General features: G+C 43.8%; 27 protein-coding genes. 20 read left to right on the top strand and 7 right to left on the bottom strand.

The window, feature by feature from the left end; genetic code table 11:
* The first annotated feature begins 1 nt into the window (after position 1).
* From B0H50_RS02260 to B0H50_RS02210, 11 genes are all read left to right on the top strand, one after another.
* Complete coding sequence (locus tag B0H50_RS02260) at positions 2-889, top strand: DUF58 domain-containing protein (protein ID WP_106197544.1); 888 nt, start codon at positions 2-4, stop codon at positions 887-889.
* Position 890: 1 nt separating this feature from the next.
* Entirely contained in the window at positions 891-1,868 is a 978-nt protein-coding gene (locus B0H50_RS02255) for a hypothetical protein (protein ID WP_233244470.1), read from the top strand.
* A complete protein-coding gene (locus B0H50_RS02250) occupies positions 1,855-2,949 on the top strand; it encodes a vWA domain-containing protein (protein WP_106197545.1) in 1,095 nt (364 codons plus the stop codon). Before B0H50_RS02255 ends, B0H50_RS02250 begins: the two co-directional genes overlap by 14 nt.
* Entirely contained in the window at positions 2,946-3,974 is a 1,029-nt protein-coding gene (locus B0H50_RS02245) for a vWA domain-containing protein (protein WP_109587175.1), read from the top strand. Before B0H50_RS02250 ends, B0H50_RS02245 begins: the two co-directional genes overlap by 4 nt.
* Before the next feature lie 11 nt (positions 3,975-3,985).
* Positions 3,986-4,711 (top strand): tetratricopeptide repeat protein, encoded by a 726-nt coding sequence (locus B0H50_RS02240; protein ID WP_233244469.1) that lies wholly within the window; start codon positions 3,986-3,988, stop codon positions 4,709-4,711.
* The gene (locus tag B0H50_RS02235) at positions 4,711-5,388 is read left to right on the top strand and encodes a hypothetical protein (RefSeq protein ID WP_109587174.1); all 678 of its coding nucleotides are present in this window, start codon (positions 4,711-4,713) and stop codon (positions 5,386-5,388) included. The genes B0H50_RS02240 and B0H50_RS02235 overlap by 1 nt, the downstream gene beginning before the upstream one ends.
* Positions 5,389-5,534: 146 nt before the next feature.
* The gene (locus tag B0H50_RS02230) at positions 5,535-5,882 is read left to right on the top strand and encodes a hypothetical protein (RefSeq protein ID WP_173314924.1); all 348 of its coding nucleotides are present in this window, start codon (positions 5,535-5,537) and stop codon (positions 5,880-5,882) included.
* Positions 5,883-5,987: 105 nt separating this feature from the next.
* A complete protein-coding gene (locus B0H50_RS02225; RefSeq protein WP_106197549.1) occupies positions 5,988-6,299 on the top strand; it encodes a hypothetical protein in 312 nt (103 codons plus the stop codon).
* Positions 6,292-7,200 (top strand): Ppx/GppA phosphatase family protein, encoded by a 909-nt coding sequence (locus tag B0H50_RS02220; protein ID WP_106197550.1) that lies wholly within the window; start codon positions 6,292-6,294, stop codon positions 7,198-7,200. The genes B0H50_RS02225 and B0H50_RS02220 overlap by 8 nt, the downstream gene beginning before the upstream one ends.
* A complete protein-coding gene (locus tag B0H50_RS02215; protein ID WP_106197551.1) occupies positions 7,190-7,921 on the top strand; it encodes a pseudouridine synthase in 732 nt (243 codons plus the stop codon). Before B0H50_RS02220 ends, B0H50_RS02215 begins: the two co-directional genes overlap by 11 nt.
* A gap of 2 nt (positions 7,922-7,923) precedes the next feature.
* Positions 7,924-8,583, top strand: coding sequence for a metallophosphoesterase (locus tag B0H50_RS02210; RefSeq protein ID WP_106197552.1), 660 nt, complete (start codon positions 7,924-7,926; stop codon positions 8,581-8,583).
* Between the two features lie 2 nt (positions 8,584-8,585).
* Here the strand turns inward: B0H50_RS02210 and B0H50_RS02205 are convergent, their stop codons facing one another.
* Both B0H50_RS02205 and B0H50_RS02200 read right to left on the bottom strand, forming a co-directional pair.
* Positions 8,586-9,509: a LysR family transcriptional regulator gene (locus B0H50_RS02205; protein ID WP_109587173.1), complete on the bottom strand. Its 924-nt coding sequence runs from the start codon at positions 9,507-9,509 to the stop codon at positions 8,586-8,588.
* A gap of 13 nt (positions 9,510-9,522) precedes the next feature.
* Positions 9,523-10,056, bottom strand: a complete 534-nt coding sequence (locus B0H50_RS02200) for an NUDIX hydrolase (protein WP_109587172.1) — start codon at positions 10,054-10,056, stop codon at positions 9,523-9,525.
* Between the two features lie 96 nt (positions 10,057-10,152).
* Between B0H50_RS02200 and B0H50_RS02195 the strand changes: the two genes are divergently transcribed.
* The gene (locus B0H50_RS02195; protein WP_109587171.1) at positions 10,153-11,181 is read left to right on the top strand and encodes a serine hydrolase domain-containing protein; all 1,029 of its coding nucleotides are present in this window, start codon (positions 10,153-10,155) and stop codon (positions 11,179-11,181) included.
* A 59-nt stretch (positions 11,182-11,240) separates the two neighbouring features.
* Here B0H50_RS02195 and B0H50_RS02190 read toward each other — a convergent pair whose 3' ends face one another.
* Positions 11,241-12,626, bottom strand: coding sequence for a TrpB-like pyridoxal phosphate-dependent enzyme (locus B0H50_RS02190; protein ID WP_106197556.1), 1,386 nt, complete (start codon positions 12,624-12,626; stop codon positions 11,241-11,243).
* Between the two features lie 134 nt (positions 12,627-12,760).
* On the opposite strand from B0H50_RS02190, the gene B0H50_RS02185 reads away from it, so the two are divergent.
* Together B0H50_RS02185 and B0H50_RS02180 are read left to right on the top strand one after the other, a co-directional pair.
* Positions 12,761-13,597, top strand: a complete 837-nt coding sequence (locus tag B0H50_RS02185; protein ID WP_106197557.1) for a TIGR02147 family protein — start codon at positions 12,761-12,763, stop codon at positions 13,595-13,597.
* The gene (locus B0H50_RS02180; RefSeq protein ID WP_106197558.1) at positions 13,594-15,099 is read left to right on the top strand and encodes a LamG-like jellyroll fold domain-containing protein; all 1,506 of its coding nucleotides are present in this window, start codon (positions 13,594-13,596) and stop codon (positions 15,097-15,099) included. Before B0H50_RS02185 ends, B0H50_RS02180 begins: the two co-directional genes overlap by 4 nt.
* A gap of 49 nt (positions 15,100-15,148) precedes the next feature.
* Here the strand turns inward: B0H50_RS02180 and tsaA are convergent, their stop codons facing one another.
* Positions 15,149-15,835, bottom strand: coding sequence for a tRNA (N6-threonylcarbamoyladenosine(37)-N6)-methyltransferase TrmO (tsaA, locus tag B0H50_RS02175; RefSeq protein ID WP_106197559.1), 687 nt, complete (start codon positions 15,833-15,835; stop codon positions 15,149-15,151).
* Between the two features lie 54 nt (positions 15,836-15,889).
* Here tsaA and B0H50_RS02170 point away from each other — a divergent pair, with 54 nt between their 5' ends.
* Both B0H50_RS02170 and B0H50_RS02165 read left to right on the top strand, forming a co-directional pair.
* Entirely contained in the window at positions 15,890-17,281 is a 1,392-nt protein-coding gene (locus B0H50_RS02170; RefSeq protein ID WP_106197560.1) for a DEAD/DEAH box helicase, read from the top strand.
* A 4-nt stretch (positions 17,282-17,285) separates the two neighbouring features.
* Positions 17,286-18,035, top strand: a complete 750-nt coding sequence (locus tag B0H50_RS02165; protein WP_106197561.1) for a flavodoxin family protein — start codon at positions 17,286-17,288, stop codon at positions 18,033-18,035.
* A gap of 52 nt (positions 18,036-18,087) precedes the next feature.
* Here the strand turns inward: B0H50_RS02165 and B0H50_RS02160 are convergent, their stop codons facing one another.
* Positions 18,088-19,344 (bottom strand): CotH kinase family protein, encoded by a 1,257-nt coding sequence (locus B0H50_RS02160; RefSeq protein WP_109587170.1) that lies wholly within the window; start codon positions 19,342-19,344, stop codon positions 18,088-18,090.
* A 206-nt stretch (positions 19,345-19,550) separates the two neighbouring features.
* Here B0H50_RS02160 and B0H50_RS02155 point away from each other — a divergent pair, with 206 nt between their 5' ends.
* Positions 19,551-20,072, top strand: a complete 522-nt coding sequence (locus B0H50_RS02155; protein ID WP_233244467.1) for an FISUMP domain-containing protein — start codon at positions 19,551-19,553, stop codon at positions 20,070-20,072.
* A 73-nt stretch (positions 20,073-20,145) separates the two neighbouring features.
* Here the strand turns inward: B0H50_RS02155 and B0H50_RS02150 are convergent, their stop codons facing one another.
* Positions 20,146-20,943: an alpha/beta fold hydrolase gene (locus B0H50_RS02150; RefSeq protein WP_106197564.1), complete on the bottom strand. Its 798-nt coding sequence runs from the start codon at positions 20,941-20,943 to the stop codon at positions 20,146-20,148.
* A gap of 97 nt (positions 20,944-21,040) precedes the next feature.
* Positions 21,041-21,907 carry a substrate-binding domain-containing protein gene (locus B0H50_RS02145; RefSeq protein WP_109587189.1) on the bottom strand — a complete coding sequence of 289 codons (867 nt, stop codon included), beginning with the start codon at positions 21,905-21,907 and terminating at the stop codon, positions 21,041-21,043.
* A 219-nt stretch (positions 21,908-22,126) separates the two neighbouring features.
* On the opposite strand from B0H50_RS02145, the gene B0H50_RS02140 reads away from it, so the two are divergent.
* From B0H50_RS02140 to pstA, 3 genes are read left to right on the top strand one after another with little or no spacing between them, the layout of a single operon-like run.
* Positions 22,127-23,134, top strand: a complete 1,008-nt coding sequence (locus B0H50_RS02140; protein ID WP_106197565.1) for a hypothetical protein — start codon at positions 22,127-22,129, stop codon at positions 23,132-23,134.
* 42 nt (positions 23,135-23,176) lie between these two features.
* Positions 23,177-24,010 carry a phosphate ABC transporter permease subunit PstC gene (pstC, locus tag B0H50_RS02135; RefSeq protein ID WP_233244466.1) on the top strand — a complete coding sequence of 278 codons (834 nt, stop codon included), beginning with the start codon at positions 23,177-23,179 and terminating at the stop codon, positions 24,008-24,010.
* Entirely contained in the window at positions 24,007-24,816 is an 810-nt protein-coding gene (gene pstA, locus B0H50_RS02130) for a phosphate ABC transporter permease PstA (protein ID WP_106197567.1), read from the top strand. The genes pstC and pstA overlap by 4 nt, the downstream gene beginning before the upstream one ends.

The raw sequence follows: 24,816 nt of genomic DNA, 5'->3' as shown, positions 1-24,816 counted from the left end.
TATGCTTTCGAAAGATATTCTTAAAACGGTGAACCGCATTGAACTTTCGGTGCGGGGGTCTCTCGATTCGATGATGGCGGGCGCGTATCACAGCTCGTTCAAAGGGAACGGCGTGGAATTTAGTGAAGTCCGCGAATATGTTCCCGGCGACGATGTGCGCTCCATCGATTGGAATGTCTCCGCCCGCATGGGGACGCCGTATATTAAAAAGTTCATCGAAGAACGTGAACTTACGTTAATGCTCATGGTCGATGCGAGTTCGAGTTCGGAATTCGGTTCGGGAAAAGAAATGAAAGGCGAAGCGATGGCGGCGATTACGGCTTTGCTTTCGTTTGCCGCTGTCCGCAATAACGATAAAGTGGGACTTCTCATTTTTACGGATCAAGTGGAACTTTTCATTCCGCCGGCGAAAGGAAAGAAACATGCGCTGCGTTTAATTCGCGAAATTCTTTATTTTAAACCGGAACATCATGGGACGAATTTACAGCGTGCGCTCGAATATGTAGGCGGCGTTTTGAATCGGCGCGCGATGGTCGTCGTGATGTCGGATTTTTTGGATTCGGGATTTGAGACCGCTTTTAAAATTCTCGGGAAGCGTCACGATATGCTTGCGGTTTCGGTAACGGATCCGCGCGAATCGGAACTTCCGCCAGTCGGACTTGTCGAATTTGAAGATCCGGAAACGGGCGAAACGATGCTCGTCGATACGGGCGATGCCGCCTTCCGCGAAGCGTTTGCCTACGAAGCGAAAAAGGCGCAGAAAGCGACGAAAAATTTATTTCAAAAAATGAATGTGGATTATGTGCAGTGTCAAGTCCGCGAAGAATTTCGCGATACGGTGGCGCCACTTGTCGAATATTTTAGAATGCTGCAAAGACGTCGGAGTTAAAATGAAAATGGTTGAATTTTTGCGACGCGGAAAGTTGCCGAGTTTGCTTGTATGCGGAATTTTACTGCTCACAATTCCAGCGTTTGCGTTAAATATCTCGGTGAAATCGACGACGACTGCGTCGCAGGTTTTTGTCGGCGACCGTTTTGATTACGAAATCACGGTGACTGCTCCCGAAAGTGCCCGCGTGGATTTGCCGAGTTTCGTCGGCAATTTAGGGAACTTCGAAGTGAAAGATATGCAGCACGAAGAAGTTCCGGTCGAAGGATTAAAAGGGCAGAAAAAATTTATTTGGAAAGCGACTCTCAATACATTTGTCGCGGGCGATTTTTTGATTGCGCCGCAAGAAGTGCGCGCAGTTCTCAAAGCAGATACCGCTGAAACCAAAACGGATCCGGTGGCGGTGAAAGTGGTCACGCGGACCGATGGCAGCGAAGAAGATATTTTGGATGCAGAAGAGCCGTTAAATGATCCGCGACTTCCGAAATGGCTTTCGATTTTACTCATCGTTTTGGCGGCGATCATTTTAATTGCGCTCGGATGGATTTTGCACAAAAAATTCCGCAAAGAAAAAGAAGTGCCGCAGCTTCCGCCTTACGAAGAAGCGGTGCTCGCGTTAAAAGATTTGCAGAATAAGCAATTACTCGCAGCGGGAAATCAAGCGGAATTTTATACAGCGCTCAGTTTTATTGTGCGGCGTTATGTCGAACGGCGTTTTTTGGGCGAGCACCCGACCGAAGGCATTTTGGATGCGACTCTTTCGCAATTAAAATCGCGCGTTTCGCAAATGCCGAATTTAGAAGAAGCGTATAAGCAGTCGCTTGTGGAACTTGAAAAAGAAACGTATCCGGTGAAATTTGCCAAGATGAAAATCGGCGATGACCGCGGATTATTTTGGATGGATTGGGCGAGTCGTTTAGTCGAAGACACGAAGCCTTCGCCCGAAGAAAAGAAGGAGAATGCGAATGGATCTCGCTAATTTGCATTTTCAAAATCCCGAAGCATTTTTGCTTTTGCTGCTCGTTCCGCTTTTGATTGCGGATTGGTGGTGGCATTCGCGAAAACGGAAAAGTACGATTAAATTTCCGGCGTTAGCGATTGCGAAAAAAGCGGCGAAAGGTTCGCGGGCTCGTGCGCGCTACATTGTCCCCGCTCTTCGTCTTTTGGCTCTTTGCTGCTTTATTGTGGCGCTTGCGCGACCGCAAAATGCGACGGAAGTCGAATACACTTCGACGGATGGCGTAGACATTATGCTTTCGTTAGACGTTTCGGGCTCGATGAGTATTCTCGATATGCTAACGCGGATGGATCAAGCAAAACTCGGCGTCATGAATGCAGAAAAAGTTTGGAAGAGCGGGAAGTTTTGGGATTATTCGCGGTTAGGTTATGCGAAAAATGTGATGGCGGAATTTATTCAAAAACGAGAAAGCGATCGCATTGGACTTTCGGCTTTTGCGGGCAATTCGTATACGTTAGTGCCTCTCACGTTGGATTACGGCGCTCTGCTCGAAATTTTAGCGTCGGTGAATGATTCAACGGCTTCGGGAAATGGAACTGCAATTGGTGACGGTTTAATGACTTCGCTTGCGCGGCTTGAAAAATCCGATGCAAAATCGAAAATTGTGATTTTATTAACCGATGGAATTGACAACGCAAGTATTGTGCCTCCGCTGCATGCGGCAGAAGTGGCGAAAGCGCTTGGCGTCAAAGTTTATACAATCGGCGTCGGAAAACGCAGCGGAACTTTCCTCGCATTCCAACAAAATCCGTGGACCGGAGAAATTTCGTGGGGCGAACAACCGATTCCGCCCGAAAATAGTTTGGACGAAAAAACTCTCGGGCAAATCGCCGCTACAACTGGCGGGAGATTTTACCGCGCCGAAAGCAAAGAAGATTTGGAAAAAATTTACAGCGAAATCGATCAGTTAGAAAAAACAGAAATTCAAACGATTGCTTACGCTCGTTATTCCGAAAAATTTTATCCGTGGCTGCTCGCGGGTGCACTTTTCATTTTGCTTGAACTCGTTTTAGCGAATACGCGATTTGTGAGGATTCCATGAGATTTGCAGAACCGAATTTTTTGTGGGCTCTTTTTACCCTACCGCTATTTTTGCTTTTATTCGTTTACGCGTATCGTCGGCGAAAAAAACTCGCTTCGAAATTTGCGTCGATTTCAATGCTTCCGAAAATTGCGACTTCGCTTTCGCCGTGGCGTCGTGCGACGAAAACAGGACTGCTTCTTTTGGGCATTGCGTTTTTGATTGTTGCGCTTGCACGCCCGCAATGGGGAAGGCAAATGGAACATATCGAACGCAAAGGTTTGGACATTTTACTTTTGCAAGATGTGTCGCTTTCGATGCTTGCGGAAGATGTAAAGCCGAATCGTTTGGTGCGTTCGCGGCATGAAATTTCGGCGTTCTTGGATACGCTTTCGGGAGATCGCGTCGGGCTTGTTGCGTTTTCGGGCGAAGCGCAAACTTTGGTTCCGCTCACTCTCGATTATGGAACGGTGCAGTTAATTCTGCGGGATTTGGAACCGGGTTGGCTTTTGCCGGGAACGGATTTGGCTGCGGCAATTGACAAAGGTATGCAAATGTTTCGTCGTTCCAAAGTACCGTCTAAGTATGCGGTGATGGTGCTTATGAGCGATGGCGAAGAACAAGATGCAAAAGCGGTGGAAAAAGCGAAAGAAGCTGCGGAAGCGGGAATTCGCATTTACACCGTTGGCATCGGATCGAAAGAAGGCGTTCCTATTCCGGAGCCGACGAAAAATGGCGACGTCTCGTATCACAAAGATCGCTTCGGAAATATCGTGACAACGCATTTGGAAGAACGCACATTGCAAGATGTGGCAAGCATCACGGGCGCGCGATATTTTTACGCAAGTCCCGGCGAATTTCAACTGCAAAAAGTGCTTTCGGAAATTGAAAGTTTAGAAAAGCGCGATACTTCTTCGGATCAAATGGAAAATTATCAAGATCGCTATCAAATTTTCTTAGCGATGGCTGCGATTTTATTTTTGGTCGAAGCGCTTCTTTCGGAACGCGGCAAAAAACGGAAACAGCTCGCGGGGCGTTTTAGTTGAGGATTTTTCAAATGAAATGGTTAATTTGTTTGCTTTTCATTTCGGTGGCAGCGTTTGCACGCCCGATTAACGATGGCAATGCGCTCTTTCAAAAAGGCGATTATTCGGGTGCGCTAAAAAAATACGAAGAAGCGCGACAAGATGAGCCCGCGAATCCGCTTTTGTTTTATAACATCGGAACGTGCGCGTATCAATTAGGCGATTACGCAACGGCGCAGAAAGAACTCGAAAGCGCTGTGCGCATGCCCGATTCTTCGCTCGCTTCCAAAGCGGCATACAATTTGGCGAATACATTTTACCGTATCGGTGAAAAATCGAGCGAGCCTTCGGAACGCATTGCAAAATGGCGAGAATCGGTTGGCTATTTGAAAAAAGCAATCGATTTGAATCCGAGTTATGAAAAGGCAAAGCGCAATGTGGAAATTGTGCAACGTAAATTGAAAGAAGAAATCGACAAGCAAAAAGATCAAAATCAGAATAATCAAAATGATCAGAAGCAGCCGGAACTTTCGGAAAATGCCAAGAAAATGCTCGCGCGTGCGATGCAAATGTGCAAAGAAGGACAATATACGCCGGCGAAAAATTTGCTTGAAAATACGATGACGAACGATTCAACGGCGACGAGTTTGAATTCTTATATTCAGCGCATTGAAGATGTCATCGATATCAAAGCAGGAAGAAAACCCAAGAGTAAAATTGACCAATCCAATGCGGATAATGATTTGGGGGTAATTTAATGCTTGCGAAAATTATGATGTTTCTCACGGTTTCTGTTGCGGTAGCTTTTGCTGCAAAGGCGCCGAAAACGGCTGCGGAATATTATTCGGACGCGGCGTTTCAATATATTGAAAATCGTTTGCCGACGGCGGAAATTACTTGCAAAGAAGGACTTTCGTATTATCCGGATGATGCGAAATTGCAAATGCTCGCCGATCGCATTGACGAATCCAAAAACGAACAGAAAAATCAAAATAAAGAAAATAATCCGAACGGAGAAAAGAATCAAGATAAAAATCAAGATCAGAACCAAAATCAAGAACAAAATCAGAATCAGCAGAATTCCGAAAATGGTTCGGGAAATTCCAGTTCTTCGGATCAAAATAATTCTAGCAATTCGGAAAACTCAAGCGATTCGCAAAATGACAATTCCGAAAATTCTTCGGAAAATTCAAGTCAGTCGAATGGAAATTCCAGTAATTCCAATAATTCCAATTCGCAGTCGGATAACGCAGAAGGTTCTAGCAACTCGGAAAATTCGAGCGATTCGCGTGGCGGAGAAGAACCGCCCAATGAACCGGGACAAATGAGCCCGCAAGAAGCTTCGCAGTTGCTCAAAGATTTTGACGAAGAGCACGGCGAACGAAAACCGTGGAAACCCGCCCGCGGAAAAGCGCGCCCCGAAAAAGATTGGTAACGCAAAGCGCACGGCAAAGTCGTGCGCAATTTTGTGAAAATTTTTCGGGAAAATCAAAATTATTTTCAAAAAGTTGTTGATATTTTGTGAAAATCTAGTTATTTTATGTTTATAGTTATCAACAAATCAACATAAAGGAAAAAAATATGGCAAAAACTCCTGTAAAAAAAGCCGTAGCTAAAAAAGCTGCCGCTCCGAAGAAGGTTGCCGTCAAAAAAGCAGCTCCGGCTGCTAAAAAATCTGCGGTGAAAGCAGCTCCGAAGTCTGCGCCGAAAGCAAAGGCTACAAAAGCAGCTCCGAAGAAAGCTGTAGCGGCGAAGGCTCCTGCGAAGAAAGTCGCAAAGCCCGCAGCAAAGAAAGTCGCTGTCAAGGCTGCTCCGAAAAAAGCGGTCAAGGCTGTGAAAGCTCCGGCCAAAAAAGTCGCTGCAAAACCGGCTGCAAAGAAAGTTGCAAGCAAAGTTGCTCCGAAGAAAGCCGTGAAAAAAGCGAAATAATTTTCAGTTTCATTTCTCTCTTTGAAAAAATCCTCGGACAAGTTCTGGGGATTTTTTCGTGGATAGAAATCCGAAAAGCAAAAAGCGAAAAACTAAATTTGCACTATGATTTCGGAACAAGATTTAAAAGAAATAGAATCCTTAGGTTCGGCGGCGCAGCTCGCTCGTGTGGAAAAACTTCTCGAAGGCAAGGAATCGCCGAAGCCTTTTGAACTCGGGCTTTGTTTAGCGTTGAAGATGGCGGTAGAAATTCAATCGGGAAAAGAACTCGGCAGCGATTCGGGAAAAACGGTTGCGCTGTGGATGCAAAAATATTCGCCTGAATTGGTGGAACAAGCAATTCCTTTGGCAAAGCAATTTTTCATGAATCCAGAAAAAATTGCGACGCGAATCCGCGAAGGACTTTTAAATGGCTAACGCGTTAAAAACTCTCCCCGCTTCGGTGGACATCGGCAGTCATTCGACGATTCTTCTCATCGCCGATTTTGAAAAAGATGAAAATGGCAAAGAAATTTTGCAGCCGAAAATTCAGAAAGTGGAAATTTGCCGTTTGGGCGAAGACGTTTTTAATTTCGGGCGCATTACCGAAGAACGCTTGGATGCGCTTTCGAAAATTTTGAATGAATTTCGTTCTACGGCGCACGCACTGGGCGCAGAAATCAAAGCGTGTGCGATGACCGAAGCATCGCGTCGCGCAGAAAATGGTGACGAAGTTATTGCAGCGGTCGAAAAAGCACTTTGGGTAAAACCGAGAATTATTTCGGGCGAAGAAGAAGCCGCTTATACATTCCGCGCGGTCGAAGAATGGCACGGCGAAGGCATTGTCACCGTGGATATCGGCGGTGGTTCTACCGAAATTTCGGACGGGAAAAAAGCGATTTCTATTCCGGTGGGCGCATTATTTCTTTTCAAAAAAATGGGTGCGATTCCTGGACCCGAATACAAAAAATGGGAGAAGGAAGAACTCAAAGGAAATCCGCTGCGCCCTTATGCGAAAAAGCCGGTTTACTTGGTCGGCGGAACAGCGACTGCGCTCGCAATGGTTTTCTTAAATCTTTCCGAATTTGATTTTAAAACAATCGAAGGCGTTGAAATGAATTTGGAACAGTTGGAAAAAGTGATTACAAAAATTTCCAATGTTTCGAAAGAATTGCGCGGCAGCATGCCCGGACTTGAAAAGGGACGGAGCGATGTGATTATCTGCGGGCTTTTTTGGTTGCGCAGTTTATTATTAAGATTGCACGCAGAAAGTTTCTGCATTAGCACAGCGGGACTGCGATTTGGACTTTTGTATCCGGAGAAGCAAAATGCGAATTAACAAATTTCTTTCTTTGTGCGGGGTGGCGAGCCGCCGCGCTTCGGACGATATCATTAAGCAAGGACGCGTTTCGGTCAACGGAAAAATTTTAGAAGAGCCCGGATTTGTTGTAAACGAAGGCGACGATGTCCGCGTGGACGGTCGTAAAGTGCGCCCGCCGAAAAAGACGAAAGTGATTCTTTTTCACAAGCCCGCGGGCTGCGTTTGCTCGGCGCATGATCCGCAAGGACGTTCAACGGTTTACGATTATTTGCCGCCAGAATATCGCACGATGAAATATATCGGGCGCTTGGATTTGCAAAGTCGCGGACTTTTGCTTTTTACCGACGACGGGGATTTGCTTTATAAATTGACGCATCCGAAATTTGAAATTCCGCGCAGTTATTATGTGTGGACGACGCGACCGCTTTCTCGAAGCGATGCGCAACGACTTGTCGATGGCGTAGAAATTGGAGAAAATGAACACGGCGAAATGGAAGAAGGTCACGCCGAAGAAATTTTCTTTGACGAAGGATTTTTTGAAATGGTTCTTTGCGAAGGCAAGAACCGCGAAATTCGTCGTATGCTCGAAGCGGTCGGTTATACAATTCGCGATTTGAAGCGCGTCACTTATGCGGGCGTGACTTTGGGAAATCTTCCGACGGGAGAATTCCGCGAGCTCAGCGCTACCGAAGAAAAATCTCTCCGCGAAATGGTAGAAGACGAAAATTCGGAGAAGTAAAAATGAAGCGCACAATTTTCATCGGAGATGTTCACGGTTGCTATGACGAAATGATGAAAATGCTCGACGCCATTCATTTTACGCCGGGCGAAGATACGGTCTATTTTACCGGCGATTTAATCGGGAAAGGTCCGCAATCATTTCAAGTGATTCAAGAAATTGTGAAGAATCAATTTCTCTGTGTGAAAGGAAATTGGGAAGCGCATTTATTAAAACTCATCTCGGCGCCCGAATCCGAGTGGACCGAAAAAACAAAACGCATGGCTGCGACATTAGAAGATCCGTTTTGGATTGCGAATGTCGTCAAGGATTGGCCGCTGTGGCGCGATACGCCGAATGCGTTACTGGTTCACGCGGGACTTGAACCGGGAAAATCAAAACTCGAAGAAATGCGTCCGAGCGTTTTACTTTCGGTGCGCACGTGGGACGGCGTTGGCGAAGACATGAAATCGCAAACGAATCCTGCTTGGTTTGAATGCGTGACTTGGCCGAAGCTTGTCATCTTTGGACATTGGGCAGCGAAAGGCCTTGTCGATGTTCCCGGTTTCCGCGGACTCGATTCGGGCTGCGTTTACGGAAAAGCGCTTTCGGCTTATTGCCTTGAAGAAAAAAAATTGTATCAAGTTTCGTCAGCAAAAATTTATTCGCCGATTAAGAAGTAAAATTATTTTTCTTCGACGCCGAGATATTTTTTGAGCTCTTGAATGTAGTAAGCGCCGAGAGTGCTGAGCATCATATTTTTCTTGGTGATGAATCCGACTTCCATCACATCTTTACTCGCTGCGGGATCGCGGAAAGGCACTGCGATAAAATCGCTGCCGTTTAATTCTTCGCAGATAATTCCCGAGCAAAGCGTGTAGCCGTTGAGGCCGATCATTAAATTCAACATCGTCGCGCGATCGTTTGCTTTAATTGTCCGCGAATATTCTTTGGTGCTCAAAATTTCTTCGGCGTAATATTCTGCGCTGCCGTCGCCTTGATCAAATGATAAACACGGATAAGGTTCGAGTTCTTTGAATGTGATAAATTTCTTTTGGGCGAGCGGATGCTTTTTCCAAAGGTAAACGTAGGCTTTGCAGTTTACCAATTTATGAAATTCGCAGTCTTTGGCATCGAGCAAATCCGAGATGACTTTGCGATTAAAATCGCTTAAATAGAGAATGCCGATTTCGCTTTTGAGATTGCTAACATCGGTGATGACATCGCGCGTTTTTGTTTCGCTAATCGCTAAATCGTATTCATCGGAGCCGAATTTTTTTGCCATTTCAACGAAACTTTTGACAGCGAAAGAATAATGTTGCGTGGAAACAGAAAATCGTTGACGACGCTTTCCGTTTTTGCCGTATAAATTTAACAGCGCTTCGTAATGGCCGTAAAGATCGCGGGCGTAAGCGATAAATTCTTCGCCATCGCTGGTTAATGAAACGCCGCGACTAGTGCGATTAAAAATCGTGATACCGACTTCATCTTCTAATTCGTGAATGGCTGCGGTGAGCGATGGCTGCGAAACATAAAGCTTTTCTGCGGCTTTATTGAAAGAAGGATTGTCGGCGATGCCGATTGCATAACGAAGTTGTTGTAATGTCATAGCGCAAATATAATTAGGCTTGAGAAAGTAAATATTGAAAATCTTTCGGGTGGCTCACGAATTTTTCGGGATGATTTTTTAATGCTTCTCGAAGTTCGTCTACGCTAAAAAAGCGAAACGCATCCACTTCGTGTGGCTGCGGAACGAGCCTGCGTTTTTCGTCTTCGGAAATTTGTCCGCGATAAACATCGTAAAATTCATTGTCCAAATAACTGCCGCCGTTCAAAACGCTTTCGTGAGTCGATTCAAATAAATACATTAAATCTTCGGGATTTTTTTTGAGCCCGAGTTCTTCGCGGATTTCGCGGAGAGCGGATTCGAGACTTTCATCGCCCGCAGAAATATGCCCCGCACAACTCGTGTCGTAAAGATTCGGATTGTTTTCTTTGTCGTGGGCGCGCAGTTGAAAAAGAATATTTCCTTGCGCATCAAAAAGCCAAATGTGAACGGTGCGATGCCAAAGTCCGAGTTTGTGCACTTCGTCGCGAGAGCGCACTTCGCCGGTTTTCTTTCCATCGGAAGTGAGAATGTCGATTTGTTCTGCCATACTGAAAATTTAAATTAGGCGTGTAAAGTTTGGCGGCTATGCTGCTAGTGAAAGCGCGAATTTTTAATTATTCATTTTTAATTTTATTTTTGTTTTATGCAAATCGATTCTCTTTTTCATTCTGCGATGGACGCAGGAATTTTTTCGAAAGCGGTTGTCGGCTTTCTTTTTGAAAATGGCGAAAGTGAAATTCGTCATTATGGAACAGCGGAAAATTCTGTTTTTGATTTAGCGTCGGTAACGAAAGTTTGCCCGACTTCAACTCTTGCGCTGAAATTTGTTTTGGAAGGAAAATTAAATCTCGATGCAAAACTCATCGATTACATTCCTGAAATGCAAACGAATTATCGCGAAGAAATTCTCATTCGACATTTGCTAACGCATAGCTTGGATTATCGCGTTCGCATGAGTTCGTTAAAGGATTTAGCTCCCGAAAAAATTTTGCAATTTTTATACTCGTATCAATTTGAAAAAAGACCGGGAACAGTTTTTAATTATGGAAATCCGGCGAGCATTCTTTTGGGAATTGTTTTGATGCGCATTTCGGGAAAAACGTTGCAAGAACTCGCCGAAGAAAATTTCTTTACGCCGCTCAGCATGACGCGTTCCGGTTGGGATCCGCTTTCGCGCATTTCGAAAGAAGAAATTGTAGCAACGGAAAATTGCCCGTGGCGCGGGAGAATTTTACAGGGAGAAATTCACGATGAAAGTGCATTCTCTCTTAAAAAACTTTTCCCTGTCGGCAGCGCAGGAATGTTTTCGACGGTTCCTGATTTGCTCAAATTTGTGCGGATGATTTTGAACGATGGTGTGTTTGAATGCAAACGAATTTTGCCCGCGGGAATTTTACAACTTGTTTCGACGAATGCGTTAGAAGACCGCATCCCGCAAGAATGCACAGCGCTCGGCTGGGAACTCGATGCCGAAAAATTTATGGGCAAGGCGCACCATCCGCGTTTATTTGGAAAAACAGGATTTACAGGAACGAGCATTGTCGCCGATGCAGAACGCAAAAGCGCAGTCATTCTTCTCAGCAATTTTACTTATCCGAAACGCGAAAATTCTGCAGCGAGAATTAACGATTTTCGCGCAAGACTTTCCGAAGAATTTTTCTTGAAAAAATGAAAATGAGAAATAAAAAACTCCTCGACAAAGTCGAGGAGTTTTTTGTATTGGAGTGAAAATTACATTAAGTTGCCGGGGAAGCGCGGAATCAAATCAATGCTTCTTTTCAAATCTTCATCCGTCGGGATGTAATCGGTCATCGATTTGTTGTTGTATGCTTCGTAAGCCTTCAAGTCAAAGTAACCTGTTCCAGTTAAGCCGAAAAGAATCGTTTTCGATTCACCGGTTTGCTTGCACTTGAGCGCTTCATCGATTGCAACGCGGATCGCGTGACTCGATTCTGGTGCAGGGAGAATTCCTTCGACGCGAGCAAATTCTTCGGCTGCTTCAAAGACCGCAGTTTGTTCAACGCTTGTCGCTTCCATTAAACCGTCGTGATAAGCTTGCGAAAGAATGGAACTCATTCCGTGATAGCGAAGACCGCCGGCATGGTTTGCAGACGGAATAAATTCGGAACCGAGAGTGTACATTTTCGCGAGCGGGCAAACGTGACCGGTGTCGCAGAAGTCGTAGGCAAAAACGCCGCGGGTTAAACTCGGGCAAGATGCGGGTTCGACAGCGATAATGCGATAATCTTTTTCGCCGCGGAGCTTTTCGCCGAGGAACGGAGAAACGAGTCCGCCGAGGTTTGATCCGCCACCTGCGCAGCCGATGATAATGTCCGGAGTGACGCCGTATTTATCTAACGCCGCTTTTGCTTCGAGACCGATAACGGTCTGATGCAAAAGAACCTGAGAAAGAACGGAGCCGAGAACGTAGCGGTAGCCTTCCATGTGCGTTGCCGCTTCAACGGCTTCGGAAATTGCACAGCCGAGGCTTCCTGTGGTGCCCGGGTATTCGGCGTTAATTTTTTTACCGACTTCGGTTGTCATCGATGGCGACGGAGTAACATTTGCTCCGTAAGTGCGCATCACTTCGCGACGGAACGGCTTTTGTTCGTAGGAACATTTCACCATATAAACGCGACAATCCAAACCGAAGTAAGCGCAAGCCATCGAAAGCGCTGTGCCCCATTGCCCTGCGCCCGTTTCGGTAGTGACGCCTTTGAGGCCTTGCATTTTGGCGTAGTAAGCTTGAGCAATTGCCGAATTTAATTTGTGGCTTCCGCTCGTATTGTTGCCTTCAAACTTGTAATAAATTTTTGCGGGCGTTCCGAGTTTGCGTTCGAGGCAGTATGCGCGAACGAGTGGCGACGGGCGGAACATTTTATAAAATTTGCGAATTTCTTCGGGAATAGGAATCCACGGGTCTGTATCATTCAATTCTTGCTTGATGAGTTCATCGCAAAAAACAGGACGCAATTCTTCAAATTGGAGCGGCTGATGCGTTCCCGGATTCAAAAGCGGTGCGGGCTTATTTTTCATATCGGCGCGGACATTGTACCACGCCTCTGGAATTTCACTTTCGGCAAGATAAATCTTGTACGGAATTTCTTGAACGCTCATAGCGATCTCCTCTAAAGTTGCGATTGAAAAATAATATATGTTTTGGAAAAAGAAAATAAAAAAATGGGAAATTGCCGAAGGAAATTTGTTTTTAATTTAAGAACATTCTCAAAAATTTTGTTTATATTTGAAGAGTGGAAAAATTTGCAGACATTTTTCAGTTTACTCATTTTCGCAAGTATCTTGCGGAATATCAAAGCGCACGCGTTCAAGTAGAACCGGCGTTTAGCCGCACCGAAATTTGTGCACGTCTCGGGCTTCCAAAAACGCGCAGTTATTTTGCAGATGTTTTGCGTGGGAAAAAAGTTTCGCCGCGGATGATTCAAAAATTCATTGAACTTTTGGAACTCGACCGCAAAGAAGCGCGCTATTTCGAAGCGATGGTGCAATTGGATCAAGCAAAGTCCGACGCTATTCGCAAAGATGCGATGGAAAATTTGCTCAAAATCAATCCGCATCCGCAAATGCTTTTACATTCGGATTCGTATGAATATTATGCGCAGTGGTATCACAGTGCGCTCTTCGCCATTTTAGATGTGATGAATGTGGGCGATGATTTATCGCCGATTGCGAAACGCATTTTTCCCAAAGTCACACTTGGCAAATTAAGTGAATCGGTGCAGCTTCTTTCGCGCTTAGGACTTGTGCGGAAAAATGATGAAGGATTTTGGAAACCGACGCAAGATTCGATTTCGAGCGGACCCTATAATAATCAGGAACTTGTCCGCGAATATCAACTGCAATGTTTTGAACTTTCGAAGCAAGCGCTGCTTTCGCACAATAAAAATCCGCAGGTGATGAGCACTCTCGTTTTTAGCCTTTCTAAATCGGCGTATAAAAAATTAGAAGCGGAATTGCAAAATTTTAAATCAAAAGCGCGAGAAATTATTGCGGGCGATAGCGAAAAAGCCGACGGCGTTTATCACATGAATATTCATCTATTTTCAAATTTGGATGCGGAGGATAAATGATGAAAATTTTGTGGTTGAGTATTTTTTGTGCGGGCATTTTTACTGCTTGCAGCAACAGCGATCACGCGGGAGTTTTAAGCGAAACGGAATCCGGCGAATCGATTGCGGGCATGCTTTTTACCGAAGCGGGAACGCCTGCGGCAAAGGCTGCGGTTTATATTGTCCGCGAAGATTTTAATGCGGCGCACGATACGATTCTCGCCGAATCGAAAACAGCAGAAGATGGTTCGTTTGTACTCGAAACGCAGAAACTTTCTGCGGGAAATTATTCCGTTCTTTTTGAAAACGCCGACGAAAATTTGGCAGCAAAAACTGCGATTACTTTGGGCGATGGCAATGCAAAAAATTTCGGCGATACGTTGAATATTTCGGCAACGATTTTACCGACGGCAACTGTAGCGATTCCATTCAGCGAAATGCCTCTTGATGCAGGCGATACTCTTTGCCTTACCGGAACACTTGTCTGCAAAAATATCACCGCTAGCGATAAGCAAAATGGCGTCGTCATCTTAAGCGGAATTCCTGCTGCAGAATATAATCGCTTAGAAATTTTTGGCGAAGAAAGTGAATCGGTTTCTGTCAGTTGGAAAATCGAAAGCGGTAGCACATTTGTTGCGAACAAGGATGACGCAAATGCGGCTGCGCATACATTCTCGCGGACTCTTGCCGATTTGAATTTTGGAAAATTGCCGAATACTTTGGATTCGGTTCCGTTCTCCATTTGGCTTTTGACGAATGCAAATCATCCGCTTTTGGTGAACGAAATGGGCGATGTTCTTCCGTCGGAAAAAATTTATGCGGCGGGCGATTCTTCTCTTTATCGCGTGATTATTCCGCAGTTCAATTACGCCGAAAATCGGATGCAAAAAATTTCGCAGTTGAATGCAGAAATTTCTGCGTATTCGTTTAATCGCATTCGTTACGCGGCGCCGTGGGATTCGTTAACATCCGCAGGAATTTTCGCAGGCGGAAAAGAATTTGGAAATGTTACACCAGATTCCGTTTCGAATTTTGAAATTTTTCAAGACGGAAAATTTGCGATTTCTTTTTGGATGAAGTTAGACAAAAATGCATTTGGCAAAGATTCTTCGGTCGCCCTTTTTACAGCGATGCAAGATTCTCTCGGCTTTGTCATTCGGCAAAATCGTTTCAACAATTATAAATCCATCGGCGTTGAACTTTTTGTAAACGCAGATACTGTGTTGATTTCGGATACGACAATTTACGGCTCCGCAAAAATTCTCGATGGAAATTGGCATTATTATGCGGTCATTCTCCGCGGCGATCATATTCATGTAATGCTCGACGGAAAAGTGATTCACAATACGGATTTTAATTTGGCAAAAGGATTTGGAAAATTGGAAAATTTTGTCATCGGCGATTCTCGCTTAAACGGCATTGTAGATGAATTAAAAATTTACGATGGAACGCAAGATACATTGTGGATGCGCTCGGTTTACGAAATGGAACGCCCCGAACAAAATCCGTGGAACGAAATTTAACAGCAAAAAATTTTAGAAAATGCGTCGTCAAAACGGCGCATTTTTTGTTTTAAATTTTGTGAATTTTTTGAACGAATAAATTTTTTTCGTTCACGGTAAATTGAATTTCAAAACCGGCGAAAGAAAATCCGAAGAGGCGTTCGGAATCGTTGACGTAAGCGGGGCGCGGATCTTCGGCGAGAATTTTTTCTAAAATGGCGCGCTTTTCTTCGGGAATTTTTTGGAGTTCTTCTTCGGGAATTTGAACGTGCAAAAATTCAAAAGTTAATTTATCTGTAAAACCACCACTCGCATTGGGAATAGAATCGGCAAAAGGCAAATACGGTTTGATATCGACGATGGGCGTTCCGTCCATCAAATCGGCGCCGCTGACGGTAATAACGGGACCTTCTGCGGTCATTTCAATTTTTTCAATTTTAACCGCTGAAAGTGCAATCGGATTCGGGCGAAAGGAAGAGCGCGTTGCAAAAACTCCCATACGCGTATTGCCGCCGAGTCGTGGCGGGCGCACTGTCGGATGAAAATTTCCTTCGTGAATATTTTCGGAAAAAATCCAAACGAGCCATAAATGCGAAAAATCAGAAAGTCCGCGCAGCGCATCGGCATTACGAAATTCCGGTTCAAAAATGATTTGCGATTGCAAATTTTTCAAAATTCCGCTTTGACGAGGAATGCCAAACTTTTCCGAAAAATCAGAACGGATGTGGGCAATCGTTTGAATGGAAAATTTCTGCATAGAACGCATAATAGAAAATAGAATCCCGCATGAGATTTTCTAACTTTGCGCCGTATGAAATTTTCCGATTTACCTTTGGACGAAAAGCTGCAGCGCGCAATCGCTGATGCGAATTATACCACACCGACGCCGATTCAAGAGCAGGCGATTCCTGCGCTTTTAGAACGCAAAGATTTGATGGGAATTGCTCAAACGGGAACGGGAAAAACCGCAGCATTTGCGCTTCCGATTTTACAAAATTTATTGCAAGATGGAATTGGCAGCGGCGCAAAAAATGTCCGCGTTTTAATTCTTTTGCCAACTCGAGAACTCGCCATTCAAGTTTCGGATTGCTTTGAAATGTATGAAAAGTACACGCGTATTTCGAGTACTTGTATTTTTGGCGGCGTGAGCGATTTACCGCAGAAACGTGCGCTTTCTCGTGGCGTAGATATTTTAATTGCGACGCCGGGACGTTTGTTGGATTTAATTCAGCAGCGCGTAGTGAGTTTAAAAAAGTTGGAATATTTTGTGCTCGATGAAGCGGATCGCATGTTGGATATGGGATTCATTCACGACATTCGCAAAGTGGTCGCATTGCTTCCGCCGAAGCGTCAAAATCTTTTTTTCAGTGCGACGATGCCGCCCGAGATTACAAAATTAGCAGCGACGATTTTAAAAGCAAATCCGGTGCGGATTGAAGTGACTCCGCAAAGTACTCCGATTGAACGCATCCGCCAAGAACTTTACCGCATCGATAAACGTCGCAAAGGTGCGCTTCTCAAAGAAATGCTTTTGGAACATCCCGAGATGAAAAAAGTTCTCGTCTTCTCGCGGACGAAACACGGCGCCGATAAAATTGTGCGCGTTTTGGAAAAAGCAAAAATTACATGCGCTGCGATTCACGGAAATAAAAGTCAAAATCGTAGACAAGAAGCACTCGGCAATTTTAAAACAGAACAGATTCGCGTTTTGGTGGCAACGGATATCGCTGCCCGCGGAATTGATGTTGATGGCGTTACTCATGTTTTCAATTATGATTTGCCCGATGTTCCCGAAACATTTGTGCATCGCATTGGACGCACCGCGCGTGCAGGGAAAGATGGCGTCGCTATTTCATTTTGCGCTCCCGATGAAGAACAAGATTTGCAGGCAATTCAACGCTTGACGCGAATTCAAATTCCCGAAGGCGATACTTCGATTTTCGAAAAATTGCCGCCACCGCAAACAGAAACTCCCGAAAGCGAAGCGCGCAATTCTCGTTTCCGCGGGAAAAAATTTGCGCAAAAAAATGCGAATAAACCGCAGCAAGCAAAACCGAAAAAACAAGAAGCTCCGCAGCCGGTGCAGAAAAATTTGCAGCCGATGCCGAAAACGCAAAACGGAAAACGCTTAGGCAGTCGCGCTCGCCGTCGTCTTCGCGAAGAACAAAATCAAAAGAAATTTAACGCTTCCAACGAAAGGTAATTCCATGAAAAAGAAAATTCTGATTATGGTGGCAAGTCCCAAAAAAGAAAGAAGTGGAACATTGATTCCGACGAAAGCATTTGTCGATGGAATGCTCGAAAGCGGCGATTACGAAGCGGAATATATTTTTATTGATCGCTTGCATATCACGCCTTGTCGCGGATGTTTAAGTTGTTGGGGACGCCCTGACGGCAGCTGCTTTATGAAAGATGACGACGTGCCCGCAGTGCGTGAAAAGCTCATCAATTCGGATATTGTGATTTGGAGTTTTCCGCTGTATTTGTTCGGCGTTCCGGGGCAGATGAAAGTTCTCATGGATCGCATCGTGGGAATGGTGCATCCGTATATGGGACAAAAATTGAAAGACGGAGAAAGTGCGATGAATTCGCATTTGCACGGATTGCAATTTCAAAAAGAAGGCCAAAAAATTATTTTGCTTTCAAGTTGCGCTTGGATGGATTTGGACGTCGTCTATGAACCGATTCGAAAACAATTTGACATTATTCTCGGGCATGAAGGTTACACATTAATCGCGTGTCCGCAAATGCGCGCTCTCGATCATCGCGGCGGTCCGCGTCGCTTGAAAATGCTGCGGGACAAATATAAATTGGGCGGCGAAGAATTGGCGAAAACAGGAAGCATTTCGCAGAAGACAATTGACTTGTTGCAAAAACCGCTCTTTAGCAATGAAGCTTACGAAACTCTCGTCGTCGAATTTGTAACGCACATGTTCGATCGCGATGATAATTTCTAAGTCGTTGAAAAGTCAAAAAATTAAACGCATTTGAAAATTTCAAGTGCGTTTTTTATTTAGAAACATTTTCATCGATCCAATCAAAACGCCGCTTCGTCCAAACGGTCATCGAATCAACGGCTTCATCGTGGGATTTGTAAGAATGGCGCAGCGCCCATGTGAATGCGTTATCTAAAATGGGCCAACGTTTAAAATCATTTTTCGCCGCTTTTTCTATTTGCTTTTTATAAAGCGGAATGCTATCGATGAGTGCTCGGAAAGTTTCGCGATGCGCTTTCCAATAATCGGCTGCAAGTTGATTCATCGTGGAATCGGCTAAGATATATTTATTCCAACGGTAATTGCGAATGAACCAATTTTCGGCGGGACGAAATTGTTTGCGCGATTGATTTCCAAATCCTAAATCAAAATCCCAAAGAGGTCCGAAATGAATTGTGCCGCCTTGAATCCAATAAAAGTAAACGCTGCGAGTAAATTTTCCGTCTTCATTTTTTGCAAATTCTTGCACCCAATAATATGCGAGAAAATCATCGATGTCAAGCCAATGAGCAATAGAATCTTCGCCCCAAAAATCGCGGCGATGCAAATAATTTTCGAATAAATTTAAATGTTGTTTGACGACAGAAATATTTTCCCGAGAAGGATTTTTTGGCGATTTAATGTGAATTAAATTTCCATCGCGCGTTTTAAAATACGGATCATCCACTTTTTTAGGATCTTCTTTTTCGAGCAAAAAACTGTTTTCTGTTTTCGGAATATTCACTCGATTTTTTCCGATTTTAATGGATTCGGTGAGCAGGTAAACTCCTTTATATTCGCGGTTCAAATACAATTCGACGAATTGCATTTTGGGAGTAAATTTAACGCCAAGCCAATGGCCGAGACGCGACATTAAATAATCCCGCAAAAGAGTTTTGTCGCCGTAGCAAGAACGCAGAGCCCATTCATTTTCTTCGGGCATGTCAAATAATTTTACCGTTTTAGAAAATTTAATTTTCATCCCATACTTGGGCGCATTATATGTAGAGTTTCCGCGGCCGCGCACAGTGAGTTCAAAAATTTCGGACTCGGGAGAATCTTTTCCATAAATTTGTAATCGCGCAGGAATTTTCGTGGAGCGATTTCGAATCTCTCGGAAATTTTCGGTTTCTAAAACTAAACGCGGAATTCCCGCATAAGGATATTCCGAGTCGTCTAAAGGCAAGTACGCTTCATCATCTGCCGCGGAAGAAAATTCATTTTCATGCCAAAGGCATCCCGCCAAAGCGAGTACAAAAACAGCGAAAATTTTCCATCGTTTGAAAAGCATGGATTAACAATTTAGATTTTTTGAAAACAGAATTGGGAAAAAAATGAAAAAGGCGAGATTTATCAATTTGAATTATTATTCTTGAAAATGAGAGAATTCGCCGTTTTAATCAAAAAAAGTGATTGATTTGATACTTGGATTCTATTAGACAAATTCTCTTTTCCGTTTTAATTTTATCACAAAAATCAATGAATTGGAGATTTTTTATGAATAAATTGGTAATCCTCGGATTCGCAGCCGCTGCAGCCACTCTTTTTAACGCTTGCCAAAAAGCAAATACTTGTTCTTACAACGAAGATGCAAATGAACTCGTCTGCGTTGAAAAAGTTTATAAAACCGCAAAAGTGGGAAATACCGTTTGGATGACCGAAAACTTGGCGCGTCTTTCGCTGACCGGTTCTAGCCATTGCTACAACGATTCTGCAAAGAATTGTCACGCTTACGGAACTCTTTATCCGTTTGAAACCGCACAGAAAATTTGCCCCGAAGGTTGGACTCTTCCGAAGCAATCTGATTTCGAAGCAATCGATATGAGCACATTAAATCCGCTCAAAACCGGTTTCCGTTATTACGATGGAAAATTTGTCGATTTAGATGAAAGCGCAAGTTTCTGGACAAGCGATGCATTCGATGATTCTCGCGCCACTCTTGTTCGCGTTACAGATAAAGTAACTTACGAACATTTCAACAAAAATATTGCCGCTTCGGTTCGTTGCATTAAGAAATAATTTCCTCAATCGCATAGACTCCATGAGAAAGGCATCCGATTTTCGGATGCCTTTTCTGCAATGAATTCAAAATTTATTTCTGCAAAAATTGAAAGATTCGCGTTTTATATTCAGGGAGTTCATCGACAGCGGCGTGCCCATAACCTTCGTAAATATAAAATTCAACATTTTTTTTGAGAGATTTTAATTTGTCTGCAATTTTGACAGAAGCGTCTAAGGAAAGAACGCCGTCTTCGCCAGAACCGAGGACTAAAACGGGGCATTGAATTTTTTCTAAAGAATCGTAAGCGTTTAATGCATCGCAAGCATTGGTGCAAATAATGAAACGTTCCAATTCTTCGGGAGAAATTTTGCGGTAAAGTGCGAGAAGCGCGCGGCGATAACGCTCAACAAATTTTTTGGAAAAAGCGTGCTCGATAAAATGATTGACTAGCGCAGAAGTTTCGCCAGCTTTGGCTAATCGCAGCCATTCGCCGAGTACAGTTTTCTGCATCGGTTCGGGATACGAACTCGAAGAACCGAGAACTAATTTGTTTACCAATTCGGGATAACGAATTGCGATATCTTGCGCAATCATGCCGCCTTGCGAAAAGCCGAAAATATCAGCGCGCGGAAGATTTAATTTTTTCATCGCGCCTGCAATATCGTCCGCCATTTCGGTAAGCGTGTAACCGGGCTGAATTTCTTTTCTGCGATCGAAGAAATAAATGGTATAATCTTCGGCAAAAATTTTATAAGCTTCGGCGACAACATCTGCGGTTTTGAGAACATTTTTAATGGAGAGTCCTGGAATAATAATGAATGCCTTTGCGCCTGTTCCAAAGCGGGCAAATTCCATTTCGCAATTTTCTAAAGTAACTGTTTCTATCATATTTCTAATCTACAAAATTCATTCAAAAATCAACTCTTTAAAAGCAAAAAATGAACGGCATCACCGTTCATCTTTTGTATTTCTTGATTTTAGAAAATTAGATTTTCCAGTTGCGGATAAGTCCGGTGTAAATTTGGCGAAGAGTTTCTTTGCTCAAATTGGTTTGCGGATTTTTATTGTTCACGATAACAGCGATGCCGTCGCGCGCAATTGTTAAACTGGTGAGAACTTCTTTTTCGGAAGCTTTCAAATCGCGGCTAGCCATGCCGATGTTGCATGTGCCTTCTTTTGCAGCGAGCATTCCCGAAGAAGAATCGTTTGTTTGAATTTCGATTTGCACATTTTGATTTTTTGCTTCGTACGCTTCTTTCAATTTTTCCATCACCGGCGAGACGCTCGAAGATCCTGCGATTACAATTTTTCCTTTCAAATTTTTGCTTTCGTAGGGCTTGCCTTCGTTCACGCTTACGTAACCATTTGCATCGACGATTGCTTGGCCATCGGCGCTCATAATAAAGTCAATAAAATCTTGAGTGACTTCATCGACTTTTCCTTTGAAGGCGATGTTGAACGGACGCGCAATGGGATAGGTTCCGCGTTTCACATTTAATTTGTCTGCGCTCACGCCGTCGATTTGCAAAGCTTTTACCGTATTATTTAACGAGCCCAAAGAAATGTAACCGATGGCGTATTCGTTTCCGGCGACGGTTGACATCACACCTTGCGTGCCGTCGATTGTCAACGCTTCAAGAGTTGTGTTGTCTTTCTTTTTGCCGTCTTGCTTGACTAAAACTCCTGCAAGTTCTGTAAATGCATCGCGTGTGCCTGAGCCGGCTTCACGCGTAATCACAGAAATTTCTCGAGACGAATCAAATCCGACAGGTTTTGATTCATCTTTGCATGCGGCAATTCCTCCAAGAATTGCAAGACCTGCGAGTGCGCCGATAATTTTTTTCTTGTTCATGATGAACTCCTTGAAATGATTTAAGTGTTTTTGTTTTGGACGCTTATAAGTTAAAACTCGCGTGTAAAATGCAAATTGCGTTTCATGTAAAATCCGAGTAAAGAAAAATTTTTCGAAAAATACTTCACACAATCTTTACAAAAGAGCCCCTTCAGTCTTTACATACACCTTTTAATTTTGGAGTGTCATTTAACAGGGCTTTTGCCCAAAGGATAAAATATGACACAGATGAAAAAATCCAGTTTCGGTCTCGCTTTACTTGCTGCTGTTGGAATTGCAAGTGCTGCTGATGGCGAATTTACTTTGAATGGAAATATTCAAAGCCAAGCATCGAAAGCGATGTACGACAACGATAAAGATAATAACCTCGACGGATTTTGGTTCCGCGCCAATATCGGTGGCGATTATAAGTCCGAAGATTTCGATGCAAAAGTAACGATTCGTATGTATGGCCCGAGCTTTAATAATGGCGCTGATCGTTTTCAAGCGGACACTTATTACGGCAATTACAAGTGGAATAATTTAGGACTTAATTTGAAATTCGGTCATTGGAAAACCGATACCGAAAACGGCGGAAATTTTGGTGCGTATTTGGATAAGAATATTTCGAAACGCGGATTTTTGTCGAGAGATTATTCGCATGACGCATTCGAAGGCGGATTAAAACTTGGTAATTCGCAGTTGAATGTAATGCTTGCGACGAGCGATGGAAATTTTAATCAAGGCTACATTCGTGTGACCGAAGATGTAAAAATCGGCGAAGCACTTTCGCTAGGCGTAGGCTACCGTGCCAATGTTATTGACCCGATTCAATATACCGCGATTGTAACGCATCGCGCCAATGTCCGCGCAAAATTCAATATGGCGAAAAATTTCTCTGTCTATGGTGAAGCTGCGATGATTATCACCGGAAAAGATGACGATGTAAACGATGCAAATATCGAAGCGAAAACTGCCGTGAAACCGGAATACGCTCAAGACACCAAATATTTCCCGTTCTATGCGGGAATTGAAATTCCGACCGCAGGAATTTTTGATAAAGCATTTGCAGAACTTGAATATGTAAAAGATCGCGATGAATTAAATAAAGATGCAGATGAACTCGGTTGGGCTGTAGGCATTGTGAAAAAATTAGGAAGCCGCACTAAGGCACAAGTTTCGGTGTATAGCGAAAATGAAGTTTCGGATGTCGCACTTGCTGCAAGAATTACAACAACCATCAAGTAAGTTATGAATTTACTGACGAAAAATAAAATCAAAGAAAGTGTCATGTCGAAAGTGTTTTTACTTTCGGCTTTGACTTGCATTTTCTTTGTGTTTTTGATTTGCGTATTCCTTTTTGCAAACGGAATACCGGCGATGCATAAAATCGGATTTACCGATTTTATCTTCGGAAAAACTTGGGCTCCAACCGATGAACCGGCGCTTTTTGGAATCCTTCCGATGATTCTAGGAAGTTTGTATGTAACGCTTGGTGCACTTGTGATTGGAGTGACGGTCGGAATTTTTTCCGCCGTTTATTTAGCAAAATTTTGCTCGGAAAAAATTCATAAAAAATTAAAGCCGGCGGTGGATTTGCTCGCAGGAATTCCGTCGGTTGTTTATGGATTTTTTGGGCTCGTCGTAATTGTGCCTTTTGTGCGCACGCATTTCGGCGGAAGTGGCGCAAGCATTTTATCGGCTTCGCTTTTGCTTGGAATGATGATTTTACCGACTATCATTTCGGTATCCGAAGCTGCCATTCGCGCGGTTCCGAACAGTTATTACGAAGGTGCTTTAGCACTTGGCGCAACTCATGAACGAAGCGTATTTTTTGCAGTGCTTCCGGCTGCAAAATCGGGAATCGTCGCTGCGATTGTGCTTGGGCTCGGTCGTGCAATCGGTGAAACGATGGCGGTGATTTTAGTCGCCGGAAACCAAGCGAGAATGCCCACGGGAATCTTAAACGGCGTGCGTACTTTAACTTCAAACATTGTGCTTGAAATGGGATACGCTACCGATTTACACCGCGAAGCTTTAATCGCTACAGGCGTTGTGCTTTTCACCTTTATTTTAATCATCAATGCAGCCTTTGCAATTCTTAAAAGAAGAGGTAAAGCATGAGCAGTAAAATTTTGCGTTACGCTGTAAAATTTTCGATGGCGCTTACCGTTTTATCGATGGCATTTTTAGTGGTCTATGTTTTAGTCAACGGCATTCCGTATTTAAAACCATCGTTATTTTCGCTAGAATATAATTCGGAAAACGTTTCGTTTTTACCGTCGATTATAAACACAATCATTTTGGTGGTGGGCTCTATTTTAGTTGCCGCTCCGCTTGGAATTTTTGCAGCCATTTACTTGGTCGAATACGCAAGTCGCGGAAATAAAATCGTATCGCTTGTGCGTTTAACTGCAGAAACGCTTTCGGGAATTCCTTCGATTGTGTATGGACTTTTTGGAATGCTTTTCTTTGTGACAACACTGCGCTGCGGCTATTCTTTGGTGGCAGGCATTTGCACAGTTTCGATGATGATTTTGCCTCTCATTTTGCGCACAACTGAAGAAGCTTTAAAATCGGTTCCCGATAGTTACCGCGAAGGTTCTTACGGACTTGGCGCTGGAAAAATAAGAACAGTTTGTTCTGTCGTTTTGCCGGCTGCTGTTCCTGGAATTTTATCGGGTGTAATTTTAGCGGTTGGTCGCGTTGTCGGTGAAACGGCTGCGTTAATTTATACGGCAGGAACGGTCGCTGATTTTCCAAAGAGCGCATTTTCTTCGGGCAGATCTTTGGCGGTTCACATGTATGAACTTTCGCGCGAAGGATTTCACACGGGCGAAGCTTACGCCACTGCAGTGATTTTGATTTTGCTCGTTTTAATCATCAACTGGTTTTCAAATAAACTAGCCAATAAAATTAAAAAGGTTTAA

Origin of the sequence: Hallerella porci (assembly GCF_003148885.1) — a bacterium.
Taxonomy (GTDB): Bacteria; Fibrobacterota; Fibrobacteria; order Fibrobacterales; family Fibrobacteraceae; genus Hallerella; species Hallerella porci.
This window is presented reverse-complemented; position numbering and strand designations above follow the sequence as displayed.